This window comes from Variovorax sp. E3, from assembly GCF_016082275.1.
In the GTDB taxonomy this organism is placed as follows: domain Bacteria; phylum Pseudomonadota; class Gammaproteobacteria; order Burkholderiales; family Burkholderiaceae_C; genus Variovorax.
This window is the reverse complement of record NZ_MOWM01000006.1, coordinates 40,575-59,148: the sequence shown is the minus strand read 5'-3', so window position 1 is coordinate 59,148 and position 18,574 is coordinate 40,575. Positions and strand designations below refer to the sequence as shown.

Sequence of the window (18,574 nt, the reverse complement as noted above, 5' to 3'; positions counted from 1 at the left end):
GTGTCCGACGCGGCCGCATGCGCACTCGAGGCGTTCACGACCGCGGCAACCTGCGCATGCGCCCCAAGGGGCCGCAGGACTTCGTGTCGGCGGCCGACGAAAAGGTGGAGCAGTTGATCCGCGCGCGGCTCGCGCTGGATTTCTTCGGCGACGCGGTGATCGGCGAAGAGTGCGGCGGGCGGCCCAGCGCGAACGCGACCTGGTTCATCGACCCAATCGACGGCACGAGCAACTTCCTGCGCGGCCTGCCGTTGTGGGGCGTGTCGCTGGGGCTGGTGCGCGACGGAAAGCCGAGCATTGGCGTGATCGCTTTCCCGGCGCTGGACCTGATTGTCGGTGCCGAGACCGGCTTCGGCCTGTTCGTCAACGGGCGAGCGGCGCAACCGCAGCGGCCGTTCAGCGATGTTCACCTGGCCTCGGTCGCGACGCCGATCTGGATCTCGAGGACGCGCTGGCCACGACGCGCCGACTGCGCGAGGCGGGGTGGGTGGTGGAGTCCTACCGCTGCACCACGCTGGGCCTGGCCTTCAGCGCGCTCGGCCGCCTCGATGGGCATCTGCAGCATCGCGTGCAGGCCTGGGACGTTGCGGCCGGCCTGGTCTTGTGCGCCGAAGCCGGCCTTGAAGTGCACCACGGCCCGCTGGACGAGAGGCCGACATGGGTGCGAGCCGGGTTGCCGGAGATTCACAGAATCACGCAAGCTGGTTGGGGTACCGCTTGCCATGGTGACTCATCGGCGCTTCCGTCGCGGCGCTGATGGCACGCGGCTATTGGTAGAAAGAACCCCGAGCCCGACATGAACGACATCGCCAAGCGATGTCCCATGAGACTGATGTTGCCGGTATATATGGGCGGGACAATGTTCGCTCTGTTCGAACCGGGCTTGCGTGAACTCCACCGGAAAGCGGGCTCAGCGACAGCCATTCATCTCGTGTTCATCCTCTACCAAGAACCATTTAACTGGCACTTCATGCCTTGCGCATGCTGTGCTGATGCAATTCAGATCTCGGCGCGAGCCACCCGGGCGCTCCGATACCCGATCACTGTCCGCGCCGAAGTAGAAGTGAGCCACCGCGTCGATTGGGTAGGGAGCCAGGGGTGGAAGCCGACGCTGCGATCGGCGGCTGTGGATAAGCGTATATCTTGCATTGTTCGTTGCCCTCCTGATATTGATGATGGTGTCGCGTAGTAAGGCGCGAAGGGCGTAGCCCGTAGCGCCTTGCCACGCAAGGCGCCGTGAGTCGGTGGCGTCGGTTGTATCGGCTTTGGCGCCGCCCCTGCGAGCCTGTTTCCTGGCCTTGACGCGCTTCTTTGCCGTGGCCCTGCTGTGCAAGAAGCGATGGCTTCGTTGCCCGTCTCCACGATGTGGCAGTGGTGCGTGATCCGATCTCGTAAGGCGGTGGTCATCTCGCGTCGCCGAACACTGTCGAGCATTCGGCAAAGTCCAGGTTGGTAGTGATCATTGCGCTGGTGTGCTCGTACAGCTTTGAGAGCAGATGCCTGCCCTCGCCTTGGCGCCACGCTCGAGCGAAGTCAGTGACGGCCGAGTAACCACCGTCGTAGCCCGCCGCCTTGAGCTTGGCGTGCCGCGCACGTGCCGTGCGCCTCTCGTGCTTGGGCCGCCGCGCACCGGCCGTCAATGCCTGCTTCAGCGTTGACTCGAACGCACTGAGCTTGCTCGGGCACGCCTCGCGCCGGTACTTCGGCGTCTCGGTTATCGGTGCCCGTAGCCACTTCGACACTGTGTTGCGCGACAGCCCTGTCATGCGCGCTATCTCGCGCTCCGACAGCTTGTCCCTCACGTGCAGCCGCCGGAACCGGTTGCCCGGCTCTTCCTATTGCTTCAAGACGAGCATCTACGCGCGCACGGCGGACTCGACTTCGGCTTCAAGCGGTGAGCCTGCGCGAACAAGCTTCTTGCCCAGCCGAAGATCGCTGGGTGAATTCACGGCCGTGATGCCCACAACAACGCCATCGGACAGATGAAATATCGCGAACCGTCGAGCTGAAATGTCACCTCGCACGACATGCTCGTCGCCAGTGACCGCGCCGAACACCTGAATGTTCAGATCGTATTGATCGGACCAGTATCCACAGATTTCCTGATAGACCCCCTCGGGCTTGATCATGGCGGCGCCCACGTGACGCCCATGCGCTGCTGCGTGGTGCCAGTTCTCCTGGCGCTGGTGGCAAACAACCCGGCCGTTGTAATGGAATGCGACCTCGCCTGCCGCGTAGATGCCGGGAATGCTGGTGACACCGAACCCATCCACCCTGATGCCCCCGGCCGCGCATTCGATTCCGCATCGCTCGGCCAATCCGATCTCGGGGATCACACCGACCCCGACCAATACCAGATCGACTTCCAGTGTGCGACCGTCGCTCCAAGAGATGGTGTGACGGTTTCGGGAAAACTCGAAGGCACTGGGAATTGCTCCGCATTGCACATGCACGCCATGCGCTCGGTGCTCTTCGTCGAGCACCTGGCTCAACTGCGTGCACGCCGCGCGGGACATAAGTCGCGGCGAAGCTTCGATCACCGTCGTTTCCACGCCCAACCCCACCGCAGTGGCCGCCACTTCGAGGCCGATGACTCCGCCTCCGACGACGGCCAAGCTCTTCGCACTCTTCAATGCGCCCCTCAAGGCGACCGCATCGTCGAGGGTTCGCAGATAGAACACACCCGCGCCAGCGGGCGGCAAACCGGGTAGAACCCGCGGGCGCGACCCTGTGGCAAGCAACAGCTTTTCGTAGCCAACGACGGCGCCGTCGTCGAGAACGACACTGCTTCTGTGCACGTCGATCTCAGCAACACAACGTCCGCGCAACAGCCTCGTCATCGGCGCTTCGAAGATCGCGCTGTCTCGCAGGTCGATGCGTGCTTCCGCGCCGGGCTCCTTCAGTACCTGCTTGGACAATGGCGGTCGGTCGTAAGGCATCTGCCGCTCCTCTCCGATCATCGTCACCTGTCCGAGGTAGCCGGCCTCGCGCATACCTTCCAAAGCGCATACGGCCGCAAGGCCGGAACCGACGATGACAATGCCGGCATGCTGTTCACCGGCGGCGAGCATTTGAGCGGGATCAGCCATGGCGAGCCTCGGCCTGAACGTCTGCCGGAGAGATCGCCTTCAACTGATCCGTTGCGCCCTCGATGAAGTCAACGCCCTTGGCCAGGACGATCGCCACCGAGCGAACCTGGTACCACTCGGGGTGAAGCGGCGGCTTCGGTCCTTGCCCCGCCTCCAGGCCTTCGGCCATGCGCAGCAGCGATTTGCGAAATCCCACGATCGCTGCATCTCCGGAGCCCAGGTTCTCTCGACTCCGGTCCACGATGGTGCCCATGCTTTCCTGAATCGCCGTGTCCTGCATGCCAATGCTGTCGATGCCGGTTGAACTGCGCAGCCGTTGGGCATCGCGGTCGATGCGGTAGTCGTTGGTGCGATTGATCAGCGGTCGGTACGAGCCGTCCGGCACCACCTGAGCGTGTACGCCACCATGATCCAGCTCATGCGCTTCGAGCGGCCGCTCGGCGTTCCACGTCATGGTGAACAGCCAGCAGTTGTGATCGTCGATAGGAACCCAAGCGTGACCCATGATCGGTCCACCGGCCTTGTTGGGCGCAATCATCGTGTAGAAGGGCGAAAGGAACTGCGTGATCCGCCAGTAGTATTCGTCGTCGGTCGCATTGCGGCGCGCGCCGATTGCCATGCCGTAGTCGGTATGGCGCACAAAGAAACGCGGGGCCGTATCGGAGGCAAGATAGGGAATCGCCAGATTGGGCGAAATCTGACGCTGCCTGAAAGGCATCTCCGTATCTTCGTTGAGCACGCTGTGCAGGATTCCGACGTGGCTCGAATCGATACCACCTTCGACGCCTTGCGCGAAATTGGTTTCTTGCAGCCGCTTCGTGATGTGGCGATGCGCCTGAGGCACGACACCCCATTCAATTTCTGGCGGCACCTCAGGCATGCACTCAGGCTCCCCCATGTATGCCCAGATCAGTCCACCCCATTCGACGATCGGATACGCCGTGATCTTCAACTCATCCTTCAACGTGCTGTTCGCCGGCTCGGCAGGCATGTCGACGATGTTTCCTTGGACGTCGAATTTCCAACCGTGGTACACGCAGCGCAATCCGCACTGCTCATTGCGTCCGAAATACAGGTCGACCCGCCGGTGGGGGCAATAGCGTTCGAGCAGCCCCAGGCGACCTTCGGTGTCCCGAAATGCAATCAGGTCTTCACCGAGCAAACGCACGCGCAGGGGCGTCCCGTCGCGTTCGGACAGCTCCTCTGGCATCAGAAAAGGAATCCAAAAACGACGCAAAGCCTTCCCCATCGCGGTACCAGGGCCCACGCGGGTCAGTTTTTCATTGTCTTCTTTGGTGAACATAAGCGTTTCCGAGAGATTGGTTAGATAGAAATCAACATGGCCTATTCGAAGAACCCGAAGACCGCGCCGTCCGCCACTTCGACCCGATGCGTTCGGATGGGTTGCTTGCACGGAAATTCGGTCGCCATCCCGGTGCGAATATCGAACGCACCCCCATGCAAGGGACATTGAATCTGGTGCCCATGCAATTCACCCGTCAACAGCGACACCTGGGCGTGCGTGCACAGCTCGTCCGTCATGAAGAGCGCACCATCGACCTTGTACAAAAGGTAGGCACTGCCGCGCTTCGCAGGACAGATCCGATGAGGTGAATTGGGCGGGATCTCAATGTCCGCGCAGAGAAAAATCCGCTGCGTCACGAGCCGACGCGCAGCGGTGAGCAGATCTTTTTCAACAGCGTCAGCACGCTCAAAGCAGTGATGCGCCCGGTTTTCGGGTTCTCCGAAGGAATGTTTTCTATCGTCATCGAAAAGGATGCCGAGTCCGCATCAACGACGATCGTGTGTGTATTTCTCTTCAGCGCGGGGTCCGCCCAGATGTCAAGTCGTGTCCTGTCGGGTCCGATTCCCGCCAACGACAGCGCAACGGCCACGTTCAAGTTGGCCGGAAAGCCCAGCGCTGCCTCGCGGGCACTGCCCGAAAACACTTTCATGGGCTCGGAGATATCTTCGATCGAGATGTTGTGTCGAGCCAGGTAGGGGGCGCCCAGCAGCCCTTTCACAGGCTTGCGCGTCGTCATGGTGACCGAATGAATGGTGCCCTCGGCGGCCGCCGTTACAGCGTCCAGGCCGATCAGGGCTCCGGTGGGAACAAGGATCTGGCCGCCGCACTCCTTTGCCAAGTCCAGCAGATGCATCTGCGAGAGCAAGGCCCCCGAGCTCAGGACCACCACCTTGCGGCCGGCCTTGAGTGCCGGCGTCGCGATGGCTGACACCAACTCGGCAGGGGCGCATTCGATGACGATGTCGCAATCTCGTGCCAGCCCTTCGAAGTCCGTGGTGACAGGGCGCACCGAAAGCCCGTCGATGAATTCTGCGTATTTGGAGGCGTCGCGTACCGCGACAGCGTACAGACGCAGCCCCGGGACCCCCTTGTCCAGCAGTCCGGCAAGGGACTTGCCAATCGCACCAAGTCCCGCGATCCCAACCTTCAAAGGGGTCGTAGCAAACAAAGAAGTCATTTGGATTTCCGAGCGAAGACCCGCCCTGTTCAAGTTGGGCAAATCGTAGGTCTGCAGGACGCGGGAGAACAAACGATTTTCCCGCCCTCGATGCATGACGGCCGCTCATGCATCGCATGGGGTCGTCAACAGCGTTGGCGCTGACGCGACGCCGCACCTGGCTGGTGCGGCAATGTGGACCTTCGGGTTAAACCCGATCCCGGCCGCTCAAATTTGCTGGCCCACTCTTTGCATTCTGCACGCTGGATACTGCATACAACGATCCGAGAGGGCCGTTGTTCCGTTTGCTTTCAAGAAGAAGGATCACCTCATGACTTACGGTACTCACATCTCCCCCGCGCGGGCGACGCCCGCGAATCACCTCCTGCACCCGAGTTGGCGAATGGCGGCCATCGCCTTCATCGGCATGGCTTTCGGCCAGACTTCGATGACGTTCCTCACATTCGGAACATTCATGAAGCCGCTGGGAGAGGAGTTCGGCTGGAGCCGCGGACAGGCTGCCGTTGCGCTGTCGATCATCTCCGTCGTCCTGCTGATCTTCACCCCGTTTGCAGGACGTCTGATAGACCGGCTCGGGGCCAGACGCGTGCTGCTGCCTTCGATGGCTGGGCTCGGGCTGGTGCTCTGCACCATGTACTTCCTGACCGACTCGCTCGCGCACTTCTATTTGATGTTTGCGATTCTTGGCATCGTGGGCGTTGCTGCGAACAACGTGTCGTACGTCAGGGTGCTCACCGCGTGGTTCACCACCCGCCGCGGCCTGGCGATCGGGATCGCGTCGGCTGGCACCGCAGCGGGCCAGTCGATCGGAATCGGCCTTGCCCAGTACCTGATCGGCGACTACGGCTGGCGCATTGCTTACGTCGGACTCGGCCTCGCGGTCCTGCTGGTGGGGCTGCCGATCGTCGCCCTGTTCTTGCGCGACCTGCCCAAAAACGTGGGCCTGACTCCCTACGCCAAACCAACGCACGGCGGCGCGGTGATCGACGCCGGCTTCTCGATCGAACGCAAGGACGCATTGCGCATGCCCGTCTTCTGGGCCCTGCTTGCCATCTCATTCCTGATGGCCTCAGCACTGCATGGAATTCAGATTCATTTCGTTCCGATGCTGCTGGATGCCGGCATCAACCCCGGCCAGGTCGCTGGAGTGATCGTGTCGCTCTTGACGTTCGGCGCCGTGATCGGTCGCATCGTCACAGGCATGCTGTTCGACCGCTTCTTTGCACCCCGCGTTGCAATGTTCGTTTTCATGCTGCCGCTCATTGGCTTGTTCTTCGTGCTTGAGAACGTTGGCCTCTGGGGCCTCTATGCAGGTGCATTGTTCTTCGGCATCGGTTTGGGCAGCGAATCCGATGTGCTGGGTTATTTCACGAGTCGATATTTCGGACTGAAGTCCATGGGTGAACTCTATGGCCTCGTCTTCGGTGCGTTCATGGGTGGCACGGCATTGGGGCCCGTGCTCTATGGCGTCATGCAGTCCCACTACGGCAACTATCGAGTTGCACTGTTTTGCTCGATCGGAATGCTGGCGGCCGTGTGCTTGCTGTGCGCCATGCTGCCCCGCTTCAAAGATCAGCAGCGCGTCTGATCCCGGCCGCCCAAAGCATTTCGCAGCGGCTTGGCCCCGGCTGCTTCGCCCCTTCCCAGCCCGCCGTCACTTCAGAGAACCGGTCGACGGCGCTTCACTTCGGTTTGCCCCAGCCTCGTCGGAAACATCCATGAAACAAGCAATGAAAACCTCCTTCGCCGCCGCATTGTTCGCGTGCTGCGCACCCGCCTTCGCGCAGTCCTCGGTGACCATCTACGGCATCGTCGATACCGCTGTCGCCTACATTGACAACACAAGCCGCGCTGGATTCACGATCAAGAAGCTGACGTCCAATGGCTCCACGCCATCAAGAATCGGTTTTCGTGGGACCGAGGACCTCGGCGGCGGTTACCGCGCGAATTTTGTGTTGGAAACGGGCTTCGCCCCTGACACGGGCACCCTCTCTCAGGGCGGTCGATCTTTTGGCCGCCAATCCACGGTCGGGCTTGAGACGCCCTACGGCGAAGTGATGTTCGGCCGGATGTACACATTTCGCTATGCGCTCTACGGCTCCGACTACATGGGCGACAACCTCTTCGGTGTCGGCTCCATCGATCCCTACATTCCCAATGATCGCGCCGACAATTCCATCGGCTATCGATTCACCTATGGGAAGTTCAATTACCGCGCCGTCTACAGCTTGGGGCGCGATGCAGCGGCGACTGGCGGGCCGGCCGCCACCAACTGCCCCGGTGAACTCGCCGGCGATCACAAGGCGTGTACGCAGCTTTCCATGCTCGGCACGTACGACGGCGATGGCTGGGGAGTGGCCGCCGCCTACGACAAGTTGCGCGGCGGGCCCGGCATCCGCTTCGAAGACCTGAACGCGAGCAAATACTACGACCTTCGAACCACGCTGAACGGTTACGTCAACGTGTTCAACGGCCGAATCGGCATCGGCTGGATCGGGCGCAAGCACGAGAGCGCAACGCCGTACCGACAGTCCATCAGCTGGGTCTCGTTGACGCAGGAACTGGCCCCGTTGATCCATCTGGATGCAACACTCTATCGGGTCAACCGGCGCCACAGCAACGACGACGCCTGGTTCCCGGTCGCGCGATTGCGCTACCTCCTGTCTGCGCGCACCAACCTCTACGCCACGGCTGGCTACATGGACAACCAGGGGAGCTCCGCGCTCTCCGTCGACGGGCAGTCGCCCTCGGTCGCTGGAACGAAGCAACTCGGGATTGCCCTGGGCATCCGCCACAACTTTTGACCAGATGCCGTCGGCAGCTGCTGGACATTCGTTCAATTTCTATGCATACTGCATACATAGAACATTGATGCGACCGGTGTGCACGTCTCGCGTAGCAGCGGACGCGCCGGCCGCGTTGCCCATCCCACCTCGAAATCAGCCCATGAGCACCTCTCCCATCTGGCTATGCAAGGCCGCCGATGTCGGCACCGAAAGACCGCGTCAAGTCTGCCCAAAGGGCAGCGATGAAGCCCTTGCTGTCTCGCGCATCGGCGATGACTTCTTCCTGACCGAGGACACCTGCACGCACGCGCTTGTATCGCTCTCCGACGGGCACATCGAAGACGGCGTGCTGTACTGCCCGCTGCATGGCGGCGCCTTCGATATCCGCAGCGGCAAGGCGCTGGAGTTCCCGTGCACGAAGGCACTCAAGACCTATGCGATCGAGCGCCGGGGCGACGATCTCTACGGCGTTCTTTCGTAGTTGATTCAGCCCGCCTCAGAACGTGAGTGGTCGTGAGCCAATCTCTTCGACTTCCGCCGCTTCCTGCATTGCGCGCCTTCGAGTCCGCTGCACGCCAGCTGTCGTTCACCGAGGCTGCGCATGAGCTGCACATCACGCAGGGTGCCGTCAGCCGGCAGGTGCGAACGCTCGAGCAATTCCTTGGAGTGCGTCTTTTCGACAGATTCACCAGGCGCATTGAACTGACCGAGAAGGGCCGCAACTACTTCTGTGTCGTCCAGGACTCTCTGTGCAACATAGAACAAGCCACAAAGCTGACCATGGGCGATGCGCACCGGCGCATTACCTTGGATGTGTTGCCGACGCTTTGCACCCTTTGGCTCATGCCGCTGCTGCAAGAGTTCACGGAGGCGCATCCGCAGATCGAACTTCGGATTGACTCTTCACTGGACCCCGTCGACTTCCGCTCCCACCAGGCAGACGTCGCGATTCGCGTGGGCCGGCTGCCTGGGCGGCAATACCCGGCCGATGCGCCGCGCATCGACCTCGACCTCGCGCAGAGCTGGAAGGATGTGCAGGCGGACTTTCTCTTCCCCGATGTCCTCGTTCCCGTGATGTCGCGCAAGTTGCTCTCGCAGGGCCGACCGGTGGAATCCGCCGCCGACGTCTTGCACTACCGGCTTATCCATACGGCGAATCGCAAACATGCCTGGGCGGACTGGCTGGCCCAGCATCGGTTGGGATCGCCCGCCAGAGCACCCTCTTTGGATTTCGGCCATTTCTTCATGGCCATCCGAGCGGCCAAGGACTGCAAAGGCATCGCCATCGTGCCCAAGATATTTCTTGAAAGCATTCTGGTGGACGCCGAGATGGTCTGTCCGTTCGACTCGCAGCTCGAGAGCGCCGGTGCCTATTACATGCTGACCCGGCAGTCGTGCGCGAACGATCTGGCCGTGCAACAAACCAGGCGATGGATCTTGTCCGTTGCCAACCGCTTTTCCGATCGCGCCGAAGCCGTCCCGGGCGCGTGAACATCTCCTGAACCTCTATCAACCAAAGGAATCCTATGGCCAAAGTCACAATGGGAATTGCGTCTTCTCACAGCCCAGCGCTGCTGATGGAGCCGTCCGCATGGCTCGCGCGCGCGGCGCAAGACGACCAGAACATCTTTGCGCTGCATGATTTCGAGGGCAAGCGCGTCTCCTACCAGGAACTGCTTTCGAAGGCAGACCCCGCGCTGAAGGAGCAGATCGTTCCAGAGCTCATGCAGCAGCGCCATCATGCGAATCAAGCGGCAATGGCTGAACTGACCCGCCGCCTTGATGCGGCGGCACCGGACCTTCTGATCGTGCTCGGGGATGATCACAAGGAAGTGTTCGACGAAGACAACATGCCCTCCATTTCCGTGTTCTGCGGCGATGCCCTCCCCTACAAAGCGCAGGGCATCATGAAATGGAAGTACGACCCGCGACTGAACCAGGAGCTGTGGTATCCGCAAGAGGAGAAGAACTATCCGGTGGATGCGGCGCGGGCGTTCAGACTCATCGAAGACCTGATGGCTGCTGGTTTCGATCCGGCACATTCTCGCTACATGGCGCCCGGCCAGGGCATGAGCCACTCCTTCGGATACGTCTACTACAAGATCATGTCCGAGCGCACCTATCCTGTGATTCCGATCAGCATCAACACATACTATCCGCCGACCCAGATCACGCCGCGGCGCGCCTACCAGCTCGGCCAAGCCATTCGCAAGCTCGTCGAGTCTTGGCCGGACGACCTGCGCGTGGCGATCGTGTCCACCGGCGGGTTGAGTCATTTTGTTGTGGACGAACAGTTCGACCGCGATTTCCTGCGCGTGATGGCATCCGAAGACATCGAGCAGCACGCGGCATTGCAGCTGGAAAAGCTCCAATCAGGGAATTCCGAGTTTCGCTGCTGGTCGCGCTCGCCGGCGCGGTGGAGGGAATGAAGATGGATCTCATCGATTACATCCCCTGCTATCGCAGCCCGGCCGGTACGGGATGCGCCATGGCGTTCGCCACCTGGGAATGAGGCTCTCCACGTGCCCTACCTGACCATCGGTGAAAGCCGAATCTATTACGAGCAACACGGCGAAGGTCCGAACCTTGTGCTGCTTCATGGTGTCGGCGGCAATCACGCCAGCTGGTTTGCACAGATCGCCGGCCTGAGCCATCGATACCGCCTGACCACCGTTGATTTCCGCGGATTCGGCAATTCAAGCGATGTGGAGCAGGCGGGCCGGGAGGGTTTCGCGGGCGATCTGGTCACCATCTGGCGCGAATTGCAGCTCGACGGTGCGGTGCTCGTCGGCAGTCGATGGGCGGTGGTGCCGCCATGGCTTTTGCAGCCGAGCACGGGGCGCGCCTGCGCGCATTGGTGGTAGCCGATTCGCTGGTTGGTCTTGAGTTGCCGCTTGCCGCACGCGACCGAATGGACATTGCAGAGCGTGCCACGGCCGCGCTCTCTCAGGTCGAGCGGGTCCTTGGCGCGCGCGCGCGCCGAGACCATCCCGAACGCGTCGCGCTCTATCAGCAGATTGCAAGCTTCAACAGCGTCGCCTTGCGAACACTCAAGGGCGCACCACGCCGCGTGACCCTCCAGGGCCTCGAAGACAGCGGACTGCCCATCCTGTTCATCGTCGGCCAGGATGATGTGCTCTTCCCGCCGCAAGCCGTGCGTGCTACCCACGAGCAGCTGACCCACTCGACGTACGCAGAGATCGAAGGTGCGGGCCACTCGGCGCACTTTGAAAAACCGGACGCCTTCAATCAGGTGCTCATCGACTGGCTCGATCGGCTTGCGCTCCCACGGTAGCGGTGGAGCAAAAGCTTGTCCTTTTCGCAACCTGGGCTGACAAACCGATGAGCCGCCCCTTGAACTGCCATCCCAGGCGCAGAAGGATTCTTGCCGGGACTGCGCTGATTGCCGTGACTGGCGCGGCATACGGCCTCACAGCCGCGCCGCTGCGCCTGGTCATTCCCCACAGCGCTGGAACCACCCCGGACCTGGTGGCGCGTCTACTTGCCAGCAAGCTTTCGGCACAGCTCGAACAGCCGGTCTTCGTGGACAACCGAGCGGGCGCCTCCGGCCTGATTGGCTATGAGGCCGTCGCGCGCTCCGCACCCGACGGCAACACCTTGATGCTGACGGCGTCCTCGCTGTCGACCATCGGGCTGCTCTACCCTTCAACCCGCATCGATGTCCTGACAGACTTCACACCCATCTGCCTGGTGTGCTCCACCAGCTTCGCACTGTGTGTCCACCCGCAACTGCCAGCACAAGATTTCCAACAATTTCTGGCCCATGCCAGACGCCGGGGCGAAGGCCTGGACTACGGTTCGCCGGGCAAGGGGACTCTCCAGCATCTGTGGATGGCGCAACTCGCCGCGATGTCAGGCGCCGATCTCAGACACGTGCCGTACAAGGGTGCCAGCCAAGCGATCAATGACCTGCTGGCAGGCGTCATCAAGGCCATGTTCGTGCCACTTCATGCGGCCGTTCCGCTTCGCAAGGAGGGCCGCATCAGGATACTGGGAGTCATCAGTGCTTCGCGCGATCCCTACCTGTCGGAGGTTCCCACCCTGGCAGAGTCTGGTCTGCCTGGATTCACGGGCGATGCTTGGTACGGCGTCCTGGGCCCCAAAGATATCTCGGCATCCCGCGTGGATGAATTGCACCGTGCCTTGATGTCCGGCCTCGGCGATCCCGACATCAGGTCCGGCTTCGCCAGGCAGGGGCTGCTGCCACGCCAAGACAGTCCTCAAGAGATGCGGGAGATCGTAAGAACGGAGCAGGCCAAGTGGATGAGGATTGCAGAGGCGAACCATCTGCAACTGAAGCTGGACTGAGCTACGCGCCCGACCTTCCCGTCATGACGCGACCGTGAATTTTTCGATCAGTTCCTGCATATAGACGCGCGTGCACTCCTCCGCCCCGTCTGCGTCGCAGCGCTCGATCGCGGCAAACACACGCTCATCGTGGAAGACGGCCAATGCGCGATTGGCAGGGTCTCGGTAGAACTCGTTTCGAACTGCCAGGAACTGGTCTTCGAGCATCAGTGCGCAACGAAGCAAAGGAACGTTCCCGCACATCTTTCGCCAGGTGAGTCGGAACTGATAACTGCTTTCTGCGAACGCGGCAAATCGATTGGCCTGCTGCGCCTGCTGTTCCTTCTCAAGCGCTTTTCCCAACAACTTGATGTCCTCCGCGCTTGCATTCGTTGCGGCGTGGCGCGCCACGCGGGGGTCGATCAACAAATGCGCCTCCAGTCGATGAGCGATGTCGCGCGGCGTGTCCGCCGGCAGCATGAAACCCCGCTCGCTGGTCACGATCAGCCCGTCACGAGCCAGCTGAAAGAGCGCTTCTCGCACGGGGGTGCGTGACACGCCGAAGCGTGCAGCCACCTCGACCTCGAGAAGTCTGGCGCCCGGAGTGATCGTGCCGTTGCGAAGCTCAAGCCTCAGCGCGTCGTAAACCTGTTCGCGCAAGGGAGCGCTTTGGACTATGAGAGAAGCACGTGCCATGGGAAGAACTCGTTGGAAAAGCAAAAAAATGGATGCGACACCCTGGGTAAACCCGTGCTCGCTCGCACAAACGACGAAAACGCGCGCTCATTCCATTGACAACGGAATGTTCACTGCATACAGTACACAGAGCGCGAAATTCAGAACATCGCGGACACAGCAGTTTACCTTGATGTAGTTGGTCGGGCTCCCGAAGGAATCCGGCAGAAAGCAAATGCTATGAACAAATTGGCCGTCTTTGCAGATGTCGCTCAGCGGATCCGGCAGGCGTACGAAGGTGACCCGATCGCCCCTGTGAGCGCCGAGATCGGGTCTGCGGACCTGGACGGCGCCTACAAGGTCCAGCAGTTGAACACCGCCTTTCGCCTGCGCTCGGGCGAGGTGATTGCCGGGCGCAAGATCGGCCTGACATCGCCGGCGGTTCAAAAGCAGCTGGGCGTGGACCAGCCCGACTACGGCGTCCTCTTCGAGAGCATGCGTGTGGCAAGCGGCGCCACCGTGGACCGGTCGACGCTGCTGCAGCCGCGCATCGAAGGCGAGATCGCCTTGGCCTTTCGCACCGACATGCGGGTTGCGCCGACCTCGCTGCAGGCGCTTGTGGACGCGGTCGACTGGCTGTCCCCGGCCCTGGAGATTGTGGACAGCCGGATCCACAACTGGCAGATCGGCATCGTGGACACGATCGCGGACAACGCCTCTTCGGGGCTGTTCGTCATCGGCAATCAACGCCTGCGTCCCCACGAGGTCGACACCATCGGCTGCACGATGCAGTTGTACGCAAACGGAGAAGTCGTCTCGCAGGGAACCGGTGCCGCCTGCTTGGGCGACCCCTATTTGTCGGCGCTTTGGCTGGTGCGCAAGATGATCGCCTTGAACGATCCGCTCAAGGCCGGCGAAGTCGTGATGACAGGGGCGCTCGGCCCCATGGTCCCGGTGCAGTCCGCCACGCACTACCAGCTCCAGGTCGAGGGGTTTGGCGCGTGCGACGTGACTTTCTCCTGAGCCAACCGGGAGCGAATGTGACACACCACAGCCCTGCCTCGCGCCCGCCGGTGGAATTGCACCGCCTGATCTCGGCCACCGTCGGCAACCCACGCCTTGCGGCGCGCCTGGCGCAAGACGCCGAGACGGTCTACGGCGAGTTCGAAGTACCGCAGGCGCAAGCGCAAGCGCTGCTCGCCAACCCCCGGCACGCGCTCACCCAGCTCGACGTGCACCCCAATTTGCAGTTCAAGCTGCTCGCCGCGTTGGGCTTGCTGAGCCTGCCGCCGGCGTCGATTCAACCTTATCTTCAGGACCCGCACCGAGATGGCAAAGATCGTTAGTGGCGCCGCCACGTCCCATACGTTCGGGCTTCCCGGCAACGCCGCGGACGCGGCACAACGCATTGCCGACGGAATGCTCGAAATCGGACGCCGGGTGCGCGCAAGCAAGCCGGACCTGCTGCTGATCGTCTCCAGTGATCACCTGACCAACTTCAACTTGGATTTCCAGATTCCGTGGGCCGTGGGGCTGGCTGACTCGTACCTTCCGCTGGGCGACCTAGGGACTCGTCGCGTGGCATACCGCGGTCATCGCGAATTTGCCACCGGCTTGATGCATTTCGCTGCCGCCAGTGGCTTTTCCCTGATCGGTGCCGAACGCCTCGCGCCCGACCACGGGATCACCGTGCCCAACGAGATGATCAATGGCGACGGCCGCATTCCCATCGTCCCGATCTATGTCAACACGGTCATGCAGCCGATTCCGACGTGTGCGCGCAGCTACGAGCTGGGCCGACTCATCGCCGACTACGTGGCCGGCATGGATGACATGACACGCGTCGCCATTGTTGCGACCGGGGGGCTGTCCCACTGGGTGTGCATGCCGGACTCAGGCCGGGTCAATGCGGAATGGGATCGGGAAATCATCGAGCTGTTGATCTCTGGCCAGGGCGAGAAGCTGGCCGAGTGGACCCCCGAACGAATCACGGAACGGGGCGGCAACGGCGGCTTGGAAATAGCCGCTTGGGCCTGCATGGCCGGAGCGCTGGGAAACGCCCGCGGAGAAGCCATCTACTACGAAGCCATGACGCCCTGGTGGACAGGCATGGGCGGCATCTTTATGACGCCGCAGGCCTGAATGTTCAAGCAAGTATCAAAACTGGAGCCAACTATGCTTTCTGCGCGTGCAAGCGACATCAGCAAGGACGTCGCCTCGATCGGCGCTCAATCCAGATTCGTCGAGCTCGACGGATTGACAACGCACTACATCGAGGCTGGCGAAGGCCCTCTGCTGGTGCTTGTTCATGGAGGCGGAGCAGGTGCCGATGCCTGGGGAAACTGGCAAAGCTGTTTGGCGGCGTATGCGCAAAAGTTTCGCGTGATTGCCCCCGACATGCCTGGATTCGGCTACACGGCCAAACCGGACCCGTCGAATTACGACTATAGCCAAGAGGCGAGAAACCGCCACCTGACGGCACTGATTCGGCATTTCAATCACGGCGCGCCGGCACACGTCATTGGAAACTCGATGGGTGGCGCCACCGCCCTGGGGGTGGCCATGAACGCGCCTGATCTGATTCGCAAACTGGTTCTCATGGGCAGTGCCGGCCTTGGGATCTCGAATCCCGACCCCGAGGCGATGCGTCCGTTTGCTGCCTACGACTATTCGATCGAGGCCATGCGAACGATCATGGAGCATCTCGGTGGTCCGCGGTTCAAGTTCGACGAGAGCCTTCTGCAATATCGGCACGGGCTGATGCAGGACCCAGCGGCAAGGGCCGCCATCGATGTGATCAAGCGCAGCAAGCTGACCTATACCGCCGAGCAGATCTCGTCGGTCAAGACGCCCACCCTGGTGGTCGGCGGCAAAGCCGACAAGGTCGCCATCCTGGCTCGTACCTACGGGTATCTCGAACTGCTCGAGAACTCGTGGGGATTTGTTCTTCCTCATGTCGGGCACTGGGCAATGATGGAATCGCCTCGCGCGTTCGTGGCGATCACGGCAGCCTTCTTCGACGAAGACCTTTTCTAAAACAAACCACGACTGAGAAATGAAAATGGAAGCCCCCATCACGTTCGTCGACGACAGCTTGCTGCGCAAGGTTCCGTCCTGGCGCACGTACTTGGCCGCAAAGCTTGGGTTTCGCAATCATTGGTATCCGATCAAGCTGTCCCGCGAGATCGGCGAATCCCAAATTGTGAAAGCCACCTTGTGCGGCGAGAACATTTTGCTCAAGCGCATTGACGGAAAAGTCCATGCGCTGCGAGACCGCTGCATTCATCGCGGTGTTCCGTTCTCGGAGAAGTTGGAGTGCTACTCGAAGGGCACGATCACTTGTTGGTACCACGGGTTTACCTACAAGTGGGAAACCGGGGAGCTCTGCGACATTCTTGCTTCACCCGACAGCAAGGCAATCGGCAGGCAGGGCGTCAAGTCCTACCCGGTCCAGGAGGCCAAAGGCGTGGTGTTCGTGTTCATGGGTGATGACGACATCGCACCACATCCGCTTTCCGAAGACGTCCCTCCGATGTTCCTCGACGAGGATCTGGCGCTGGAGGGCGACTCCTACATGGTCAAGTCCAACTGGCGCGTGGGCTGCGAGAACGGTTTCGATGGATTGCACGTCTACATCCACCGTACCTCGCCGTTGGTCAATGACACGCAGCGCTCTCTGCCTGTGGGGCACACCGCGAACTCTGGACAGATCGTCCTTCACGAGGTGGACGGTCAACCCAAAGGCGTCTATGACGAATTCGCGCATCACGTCAGCCTGTGGGAAGGTCAGGTCGAGGGAGACGTCGTGGTCCGCGGGGTGCGCAACACACGAACCGATGGCGTGCCCACTCGAACCACCGCTGCATCGCTGTGGTTGCCAGGCGTTCTGCGCGTCGACGATTTCCCTGATGCAGGGCGTCACCAGTTCGAGTGGTACGTCCCTGTCAGCGAGGATGAGCACTACTACCTGATCATGATCGGCAAACGGGTGACGACGCCGCAGGAAGCGCTCGAACATGAGCAGGAGTTCTGGAATCGCTGGAAACCCGTGTCTCTCGACGGCTTCAACAATCAAGACATCGAAGCTCGTCTCGCGCTGCAAAAGTTTTACAACCGCGACCGCGCTTGGCTCCAGGAGATGCTGATCGAGGGCGACCACCCCATTGTCAAATGGCGCGAGCTGTGCCATCGGCACAACCGCGGCGTGCAGCGGCCCGATCACCTTTGACGCCACCATCGGCTGCAAGAACCTTCATCGCAATCCAATGCAAAAATTGAAAGTCGCCGTTATCGGCTCGGGAAATATCGGCACGGACCTCATGATCAAGATCATGAGGAACTCCAGGCATCTGGAGATCGTTGCCATGGCCGGCATCGACCCGGAGTCCGATGGCCTCGCGCGCGCGGCCCGACTCGGCGTCGCGGTCACCGCCCAGGGCATCGATGGACTCATCGCCATGGCCGAGTTCAAGGACGTCTCGATCGTCTTCGATGCAACCTCGGCGCAGGCGCATCTCGTCAACGCGGCGCGTCTGGCGCCAAGCGGCTGCCGGATCATCGATCTGACTCCGGCAGCTGTCGGGCCGTTCGTCGTGCCCGTGGTGAACCTGGACACCCACCTGGACGCAGTCAACCTGAACATGGTGACCTGCGGAGGACAAGCAACGATTCCCATCGTTGCCGCAATCAATCGCGTGACGCCAGTGCGGTACGCCGAAATCGTCGCCTCGATCGCCTCCAAATCCGCGGGGCCGGGGACTCGCGCCAACATCGACGAGTTCACCGAGACGACCACCCAGGCGCTGCGCGACGTCGGCGGCGCCGAGGTCGCCAAGGCGATCATCATTCTGAATCCCGCGGATCCGCCCATGATGATGCGCGACACCGTCTACACGCTCACCGCACAGGCGGACACCGCCCGGATCGAAGACTCGGTTGCCGCCATGGTCAGCGCGGTACAGGCCTACGTGCCTGGCTACCGCATGAAGCAGGCGGTCCAGTTTGAAGAGGTCGGGGCTGACGGCCGATTGAATGTCCCGGGCGGCGGCGTCATGGCCGGCCTCAAGACCACGGTCTTCCTGGAGGTTCAAGGCGCAGCCCACTACCTTCCGGCCTATGCCGGCAATCTGGACATCATGACATCGGCCGCGATGGCCACCGCCGATCGTCTTGCCTCGCGAATGCTCGAAGAAATGGAGGCCACGTCGTGAGCCAAAGTACCCCTCTGTATATT

At 61.5% G+C, this 18,574-nt stretch carries 21 protein-coding genes and 2 pseudogenes; 16 read left to right on the top strand and 7 right to left on the bottom strand.

Features of this window, described 5'->3' with window-relative positions; genetic code table 11:
* Positions 1–56 precede the first annotated feature (56 nt).
* Both BMG07_RS03795 and BMG07_RS03790 read left to right on the top strand, forming a co-directional pair.
* Positions 57–800: an inositol monophosphatase gene (locus tag BMG07_RS03795; RefSeq protein ID WP_198083420.1), complete on the top strand. Its 744-nt coding sequence runs from the start codon at positions 57–59 to the stop codon at positions 798–800.
* Positions 797–1,189 carry a hypothetical protein gene (locus BMG07_RS03790; protein ID WP_198083482.1) on the top strand — a complete coding sequence of 131 codons (393 nt, stop codon included), beginning with the start codon at positions 797–799 and terminating at the stop codon, positions 1,187–1,189. Before BMG07_RS03795 ends, BMG07_RS03790 begins: the two co-directional genes overlap by 4 nt.
* A 66-nt stretch (positions 1,190–1,255) precedes the next feature.
* Here BMG07_RS03790 and BMG07_RS03785 read toward each other — a convergent pair.
* The 6 genes and pseudogenes from BMG07_RS03785 to BMG07_RS03760 all read right to left on the bottom strand — a co-directional run.
* Positions 1,256–1,499, bottom strand: a pseudogene (locus BMG07_RS03785) (ATP-binding protein); the annotation flags it as partial.
* Positions 1,500–1,808 (bottom strand): annotated as a pseudogene (locus BMG07_RS03780) (helix-turn-helix domain-containing protein); the annotation flags it as partial.
* Between the two features lie 48 nt (positions 1,809–1,856).
* Complete coding sequence (locus BMG07_RS03775; protein ID WP_198083419.1) at positions 1,857–3,089, bottom strand: NAD(P)/FAD-dependent oxidoreductase; 1,233 nt, start codon at positions 3,087–3,089, stop codon at positions 1,857–1,859.
* Positions 3,082–4,392, bottom strand: a complete 1,311-nt coding sequence (locus tag BMG07_RS03770; protein ID WP_269758613.1) for a Rieske 2Fe-2S domain-containing protein — start codon at positions 4,390–4,392, stop codon at positions 3,082–3,084. Before BMG07_RS03770 ends, BMG07_RS03775 begins: the two co-directional genes overlap by 8 nt.
* 41 nt (positions 4,393–4,433) lie before the next feature.
* Positions 4,434–4,751 (bottom strand): non-heme iron oxygenase ferredoxin subunit, encoded by a 318-nt coding sequence (locus BMG07_RS03765; RefSeq protein ID WP_307866860.1) that lies wholly within the window; start codon positions 4,749–4,751, stop codon positions 4,434–4,436.
* Positions 4,748–5,572, bottom strand: coding sequence for an aspartate dehydrogenase (locus tag BMG07_RS03760; RefSeq protein WP_198083418.1), 825 nt, complete (start codon positions 5,570–5,572; stop codon positions 4,748–4,750). The genes BMG07_RS03765 and BMG07_RS03760 overlap by 4 nt, the downstream gene beginning before the upstream one ends.
* Before the next feature lie 310 nt (positions 5,573–5,882).
* On the opposite strand from BMG07_RS03760, the gene BMG07_RS03755 reads away from it, so the two are divergent.
* The 8 genes from BMG07_RS03755 (at position 5,883) to BMG07_RS03720 (ending at position 12,687) form a co-directional block, all read left to right on the top strand.
* A complete protein-coding gene (locus BMG07_RS03755; RefSeq protein WP_269758612.1) occupies positions 5,883–7,160 on the top strand; it encodes an MFS transporter in 1,278 nt (425 codons plus the stop codon).
* 130 nt (positions 7,161–7,290) lie between these two features.
* Entirely contained in the window at positions 7,291–8,376 is a 1,086-nt protein-coding gene (locus BMG07_RS03750; RefSeq protein ID WP_198083416.1) for a porin, read from the top strand.
* A 142-nt stretch (positions 8,377–8,518) separates the two neighbouring features.
* Positions 8,519–8,839 (top strand): non-heme iron oxygenase ferredoxin subunit, encoded by a 321-nt coding sequence (locus tag BMG07_RS03745; protein ID WP_198083415.1) that lies wholly within the window; start codon positions 8,519–8,521, stop codon positions 8,837–8,839.
* A 32-nt stretch (positions 8,840–8,871) separates the two neighbouring features.
* Positions 8,872–9,849, top strand: coding sequence for a LysR substrate-binding domain-containing protein (locus BMG07_RS03740; protein ID WP_198083414.1), 978 nt, complete (start codon positions 8,872–8,874; stop codon positions 9,847–9,849).
* A 35-nt stretch (positions 9,850–9,884) separates the two neighbouring features.
* Entirely contained in the window at positions 9,885–10,787 is a 903-nt protein-coding gene (locus BMG07_RS03735) for a hypothetical protein (protein ID WP_198083413.1), read from the top strand.
* A 93-nt stretch (positions 10,788–10,880) separates the two neighbouring features.
* Positions 10,881–11,222, top strand: a complete 342-nt coding sequence (locus BMG07_RS03730; RefSeq protein ID WP_198083412.1) for an alpha/beta fold hydrolase — start codon at positions 10,881–10,883, stop codon at positions 11,220–11,222.
* On the top strand, positions 11,174–11,653 hold the full coding sequence (locus BMG07_RS03725; RefSeq protein ID WP_198083411.1) for an alpha/beta fold hydrolase: 480 nt from the start codon (positions 11,174–11,176) through the stop codon (positions 11,651–11,653). Before BMG07_RS03730 ends, BMG07_RS03725 begins: the two co-directional genes overlap by 49 nt.
* A gap of 47 nt (positions 11,654–11,700) precedes the next feature.
* Positions 11,701–12,687 carry a tripartite tricarboxylate transporter substrate binding protein gene (locus BMG07_RS03720; RefSeq protein ID WP_198083410.1) on the top strand — a complete coding sequence of 329 codons (987 nt, stop codon included), beginning with the start codon at positions 11,701–11,703 and terminating at the stop codon, positions 12,685–12,687.
* Positions 12,688–12,708: 21 nt separating this feature from the next.
* On the opposite strand, the gene BMG07_RS03715 is transcribed toward BMG07_RS03720, so the two are convergent.
* Positions 12,709–13,362 (bottom strand): GntR family transcriptional regulator, encoded by a 654-nt coding sequence (locus BMG07_RS03715; RefSeq protein WP_198083409.1) that lies wholly within the window; start codon positions 13,360–13,362, stop codon positions 12,709–12,711.
* Between the two features lie 219 nt (positions 13,363–13,581).
* Between BMG07_RS03715 and BMG07_RS03710 the strand changes: the two genes are divergently transcribed.
* The 6 genes from BMG07_RS03710 to BMG07_RS03685 are packed head-to-tail and all read left to right on the top strand — an operon-like array spanning position 13,582 to position 18,551.
* Positions 13,582–14,364, top strand: a complete 783-nt coding sequence (locus tag BMG07_RS03710; protein WP_198083408.1) for a 2-keto-4-pentenoate hydratase — start codon at positions 13,582–13,584, stop codon at positions 14,362–14,364.
* A gap of 50 nt (positions 14,365–14,414) precedes the next feature.
* Complete coding sequence (locus BMG07_RS03705) at positions 14,415–14,687, top strand: hypothetical protein (RefSeq protein WP_198083407.1); 273 nt, start codon at positions 14,415–14,417, stop codon at positions 14,685–14,687.
* A complete protein-coding gene (locus BMG07_RS03700; protein WP_198083406.1) occupies positions 14,671–15,483 on the top strand; it encodes a hypothetical protein in 813 nt (270 codons plus the stop codon). Before BMG07_RS03705 ends, BMG07_RS03700 begins: the two co-directional genes overlap by 17 nt.
* Positions 15,484–15,516: 33 nt before the next feature.
* Entirely contained in the window at positions 15,517–16,377 is an 861-nt protein-coding gene (locus BMG07_RS03695; RefSeq protein ID WP_198083405.1) for an alpha/beta fold hydrolase, read from the top strand.
* 19 nt (positions 16,378–16,396) lie between these two features.
* Positions 16,397–17,569: a Rieske 2Fe-2S domain-containing protein gene (locus tag BMG07_RS03690; protein WP_269758610.1), complete on the top strand. Its 1,173-nt coding sequence runs from the start codon at positions 16,397–16,399 to the stop codon at positions 17,567–17,569.
* 37 nt (positions 17,570–17,606) lie between these two features.
* A complete protein-coding gene (locus BMG07_RS03685; protein ID WP_198083404.1) occupies positions 17,607–18,551 on the top strand; it encodes an acetaldehyde dehydrogenase (acetylating) in 945 nt (314 codons plus the stop codon).
* Positions 18,552–18,574 lie beyond the last annotated feature (23 nt).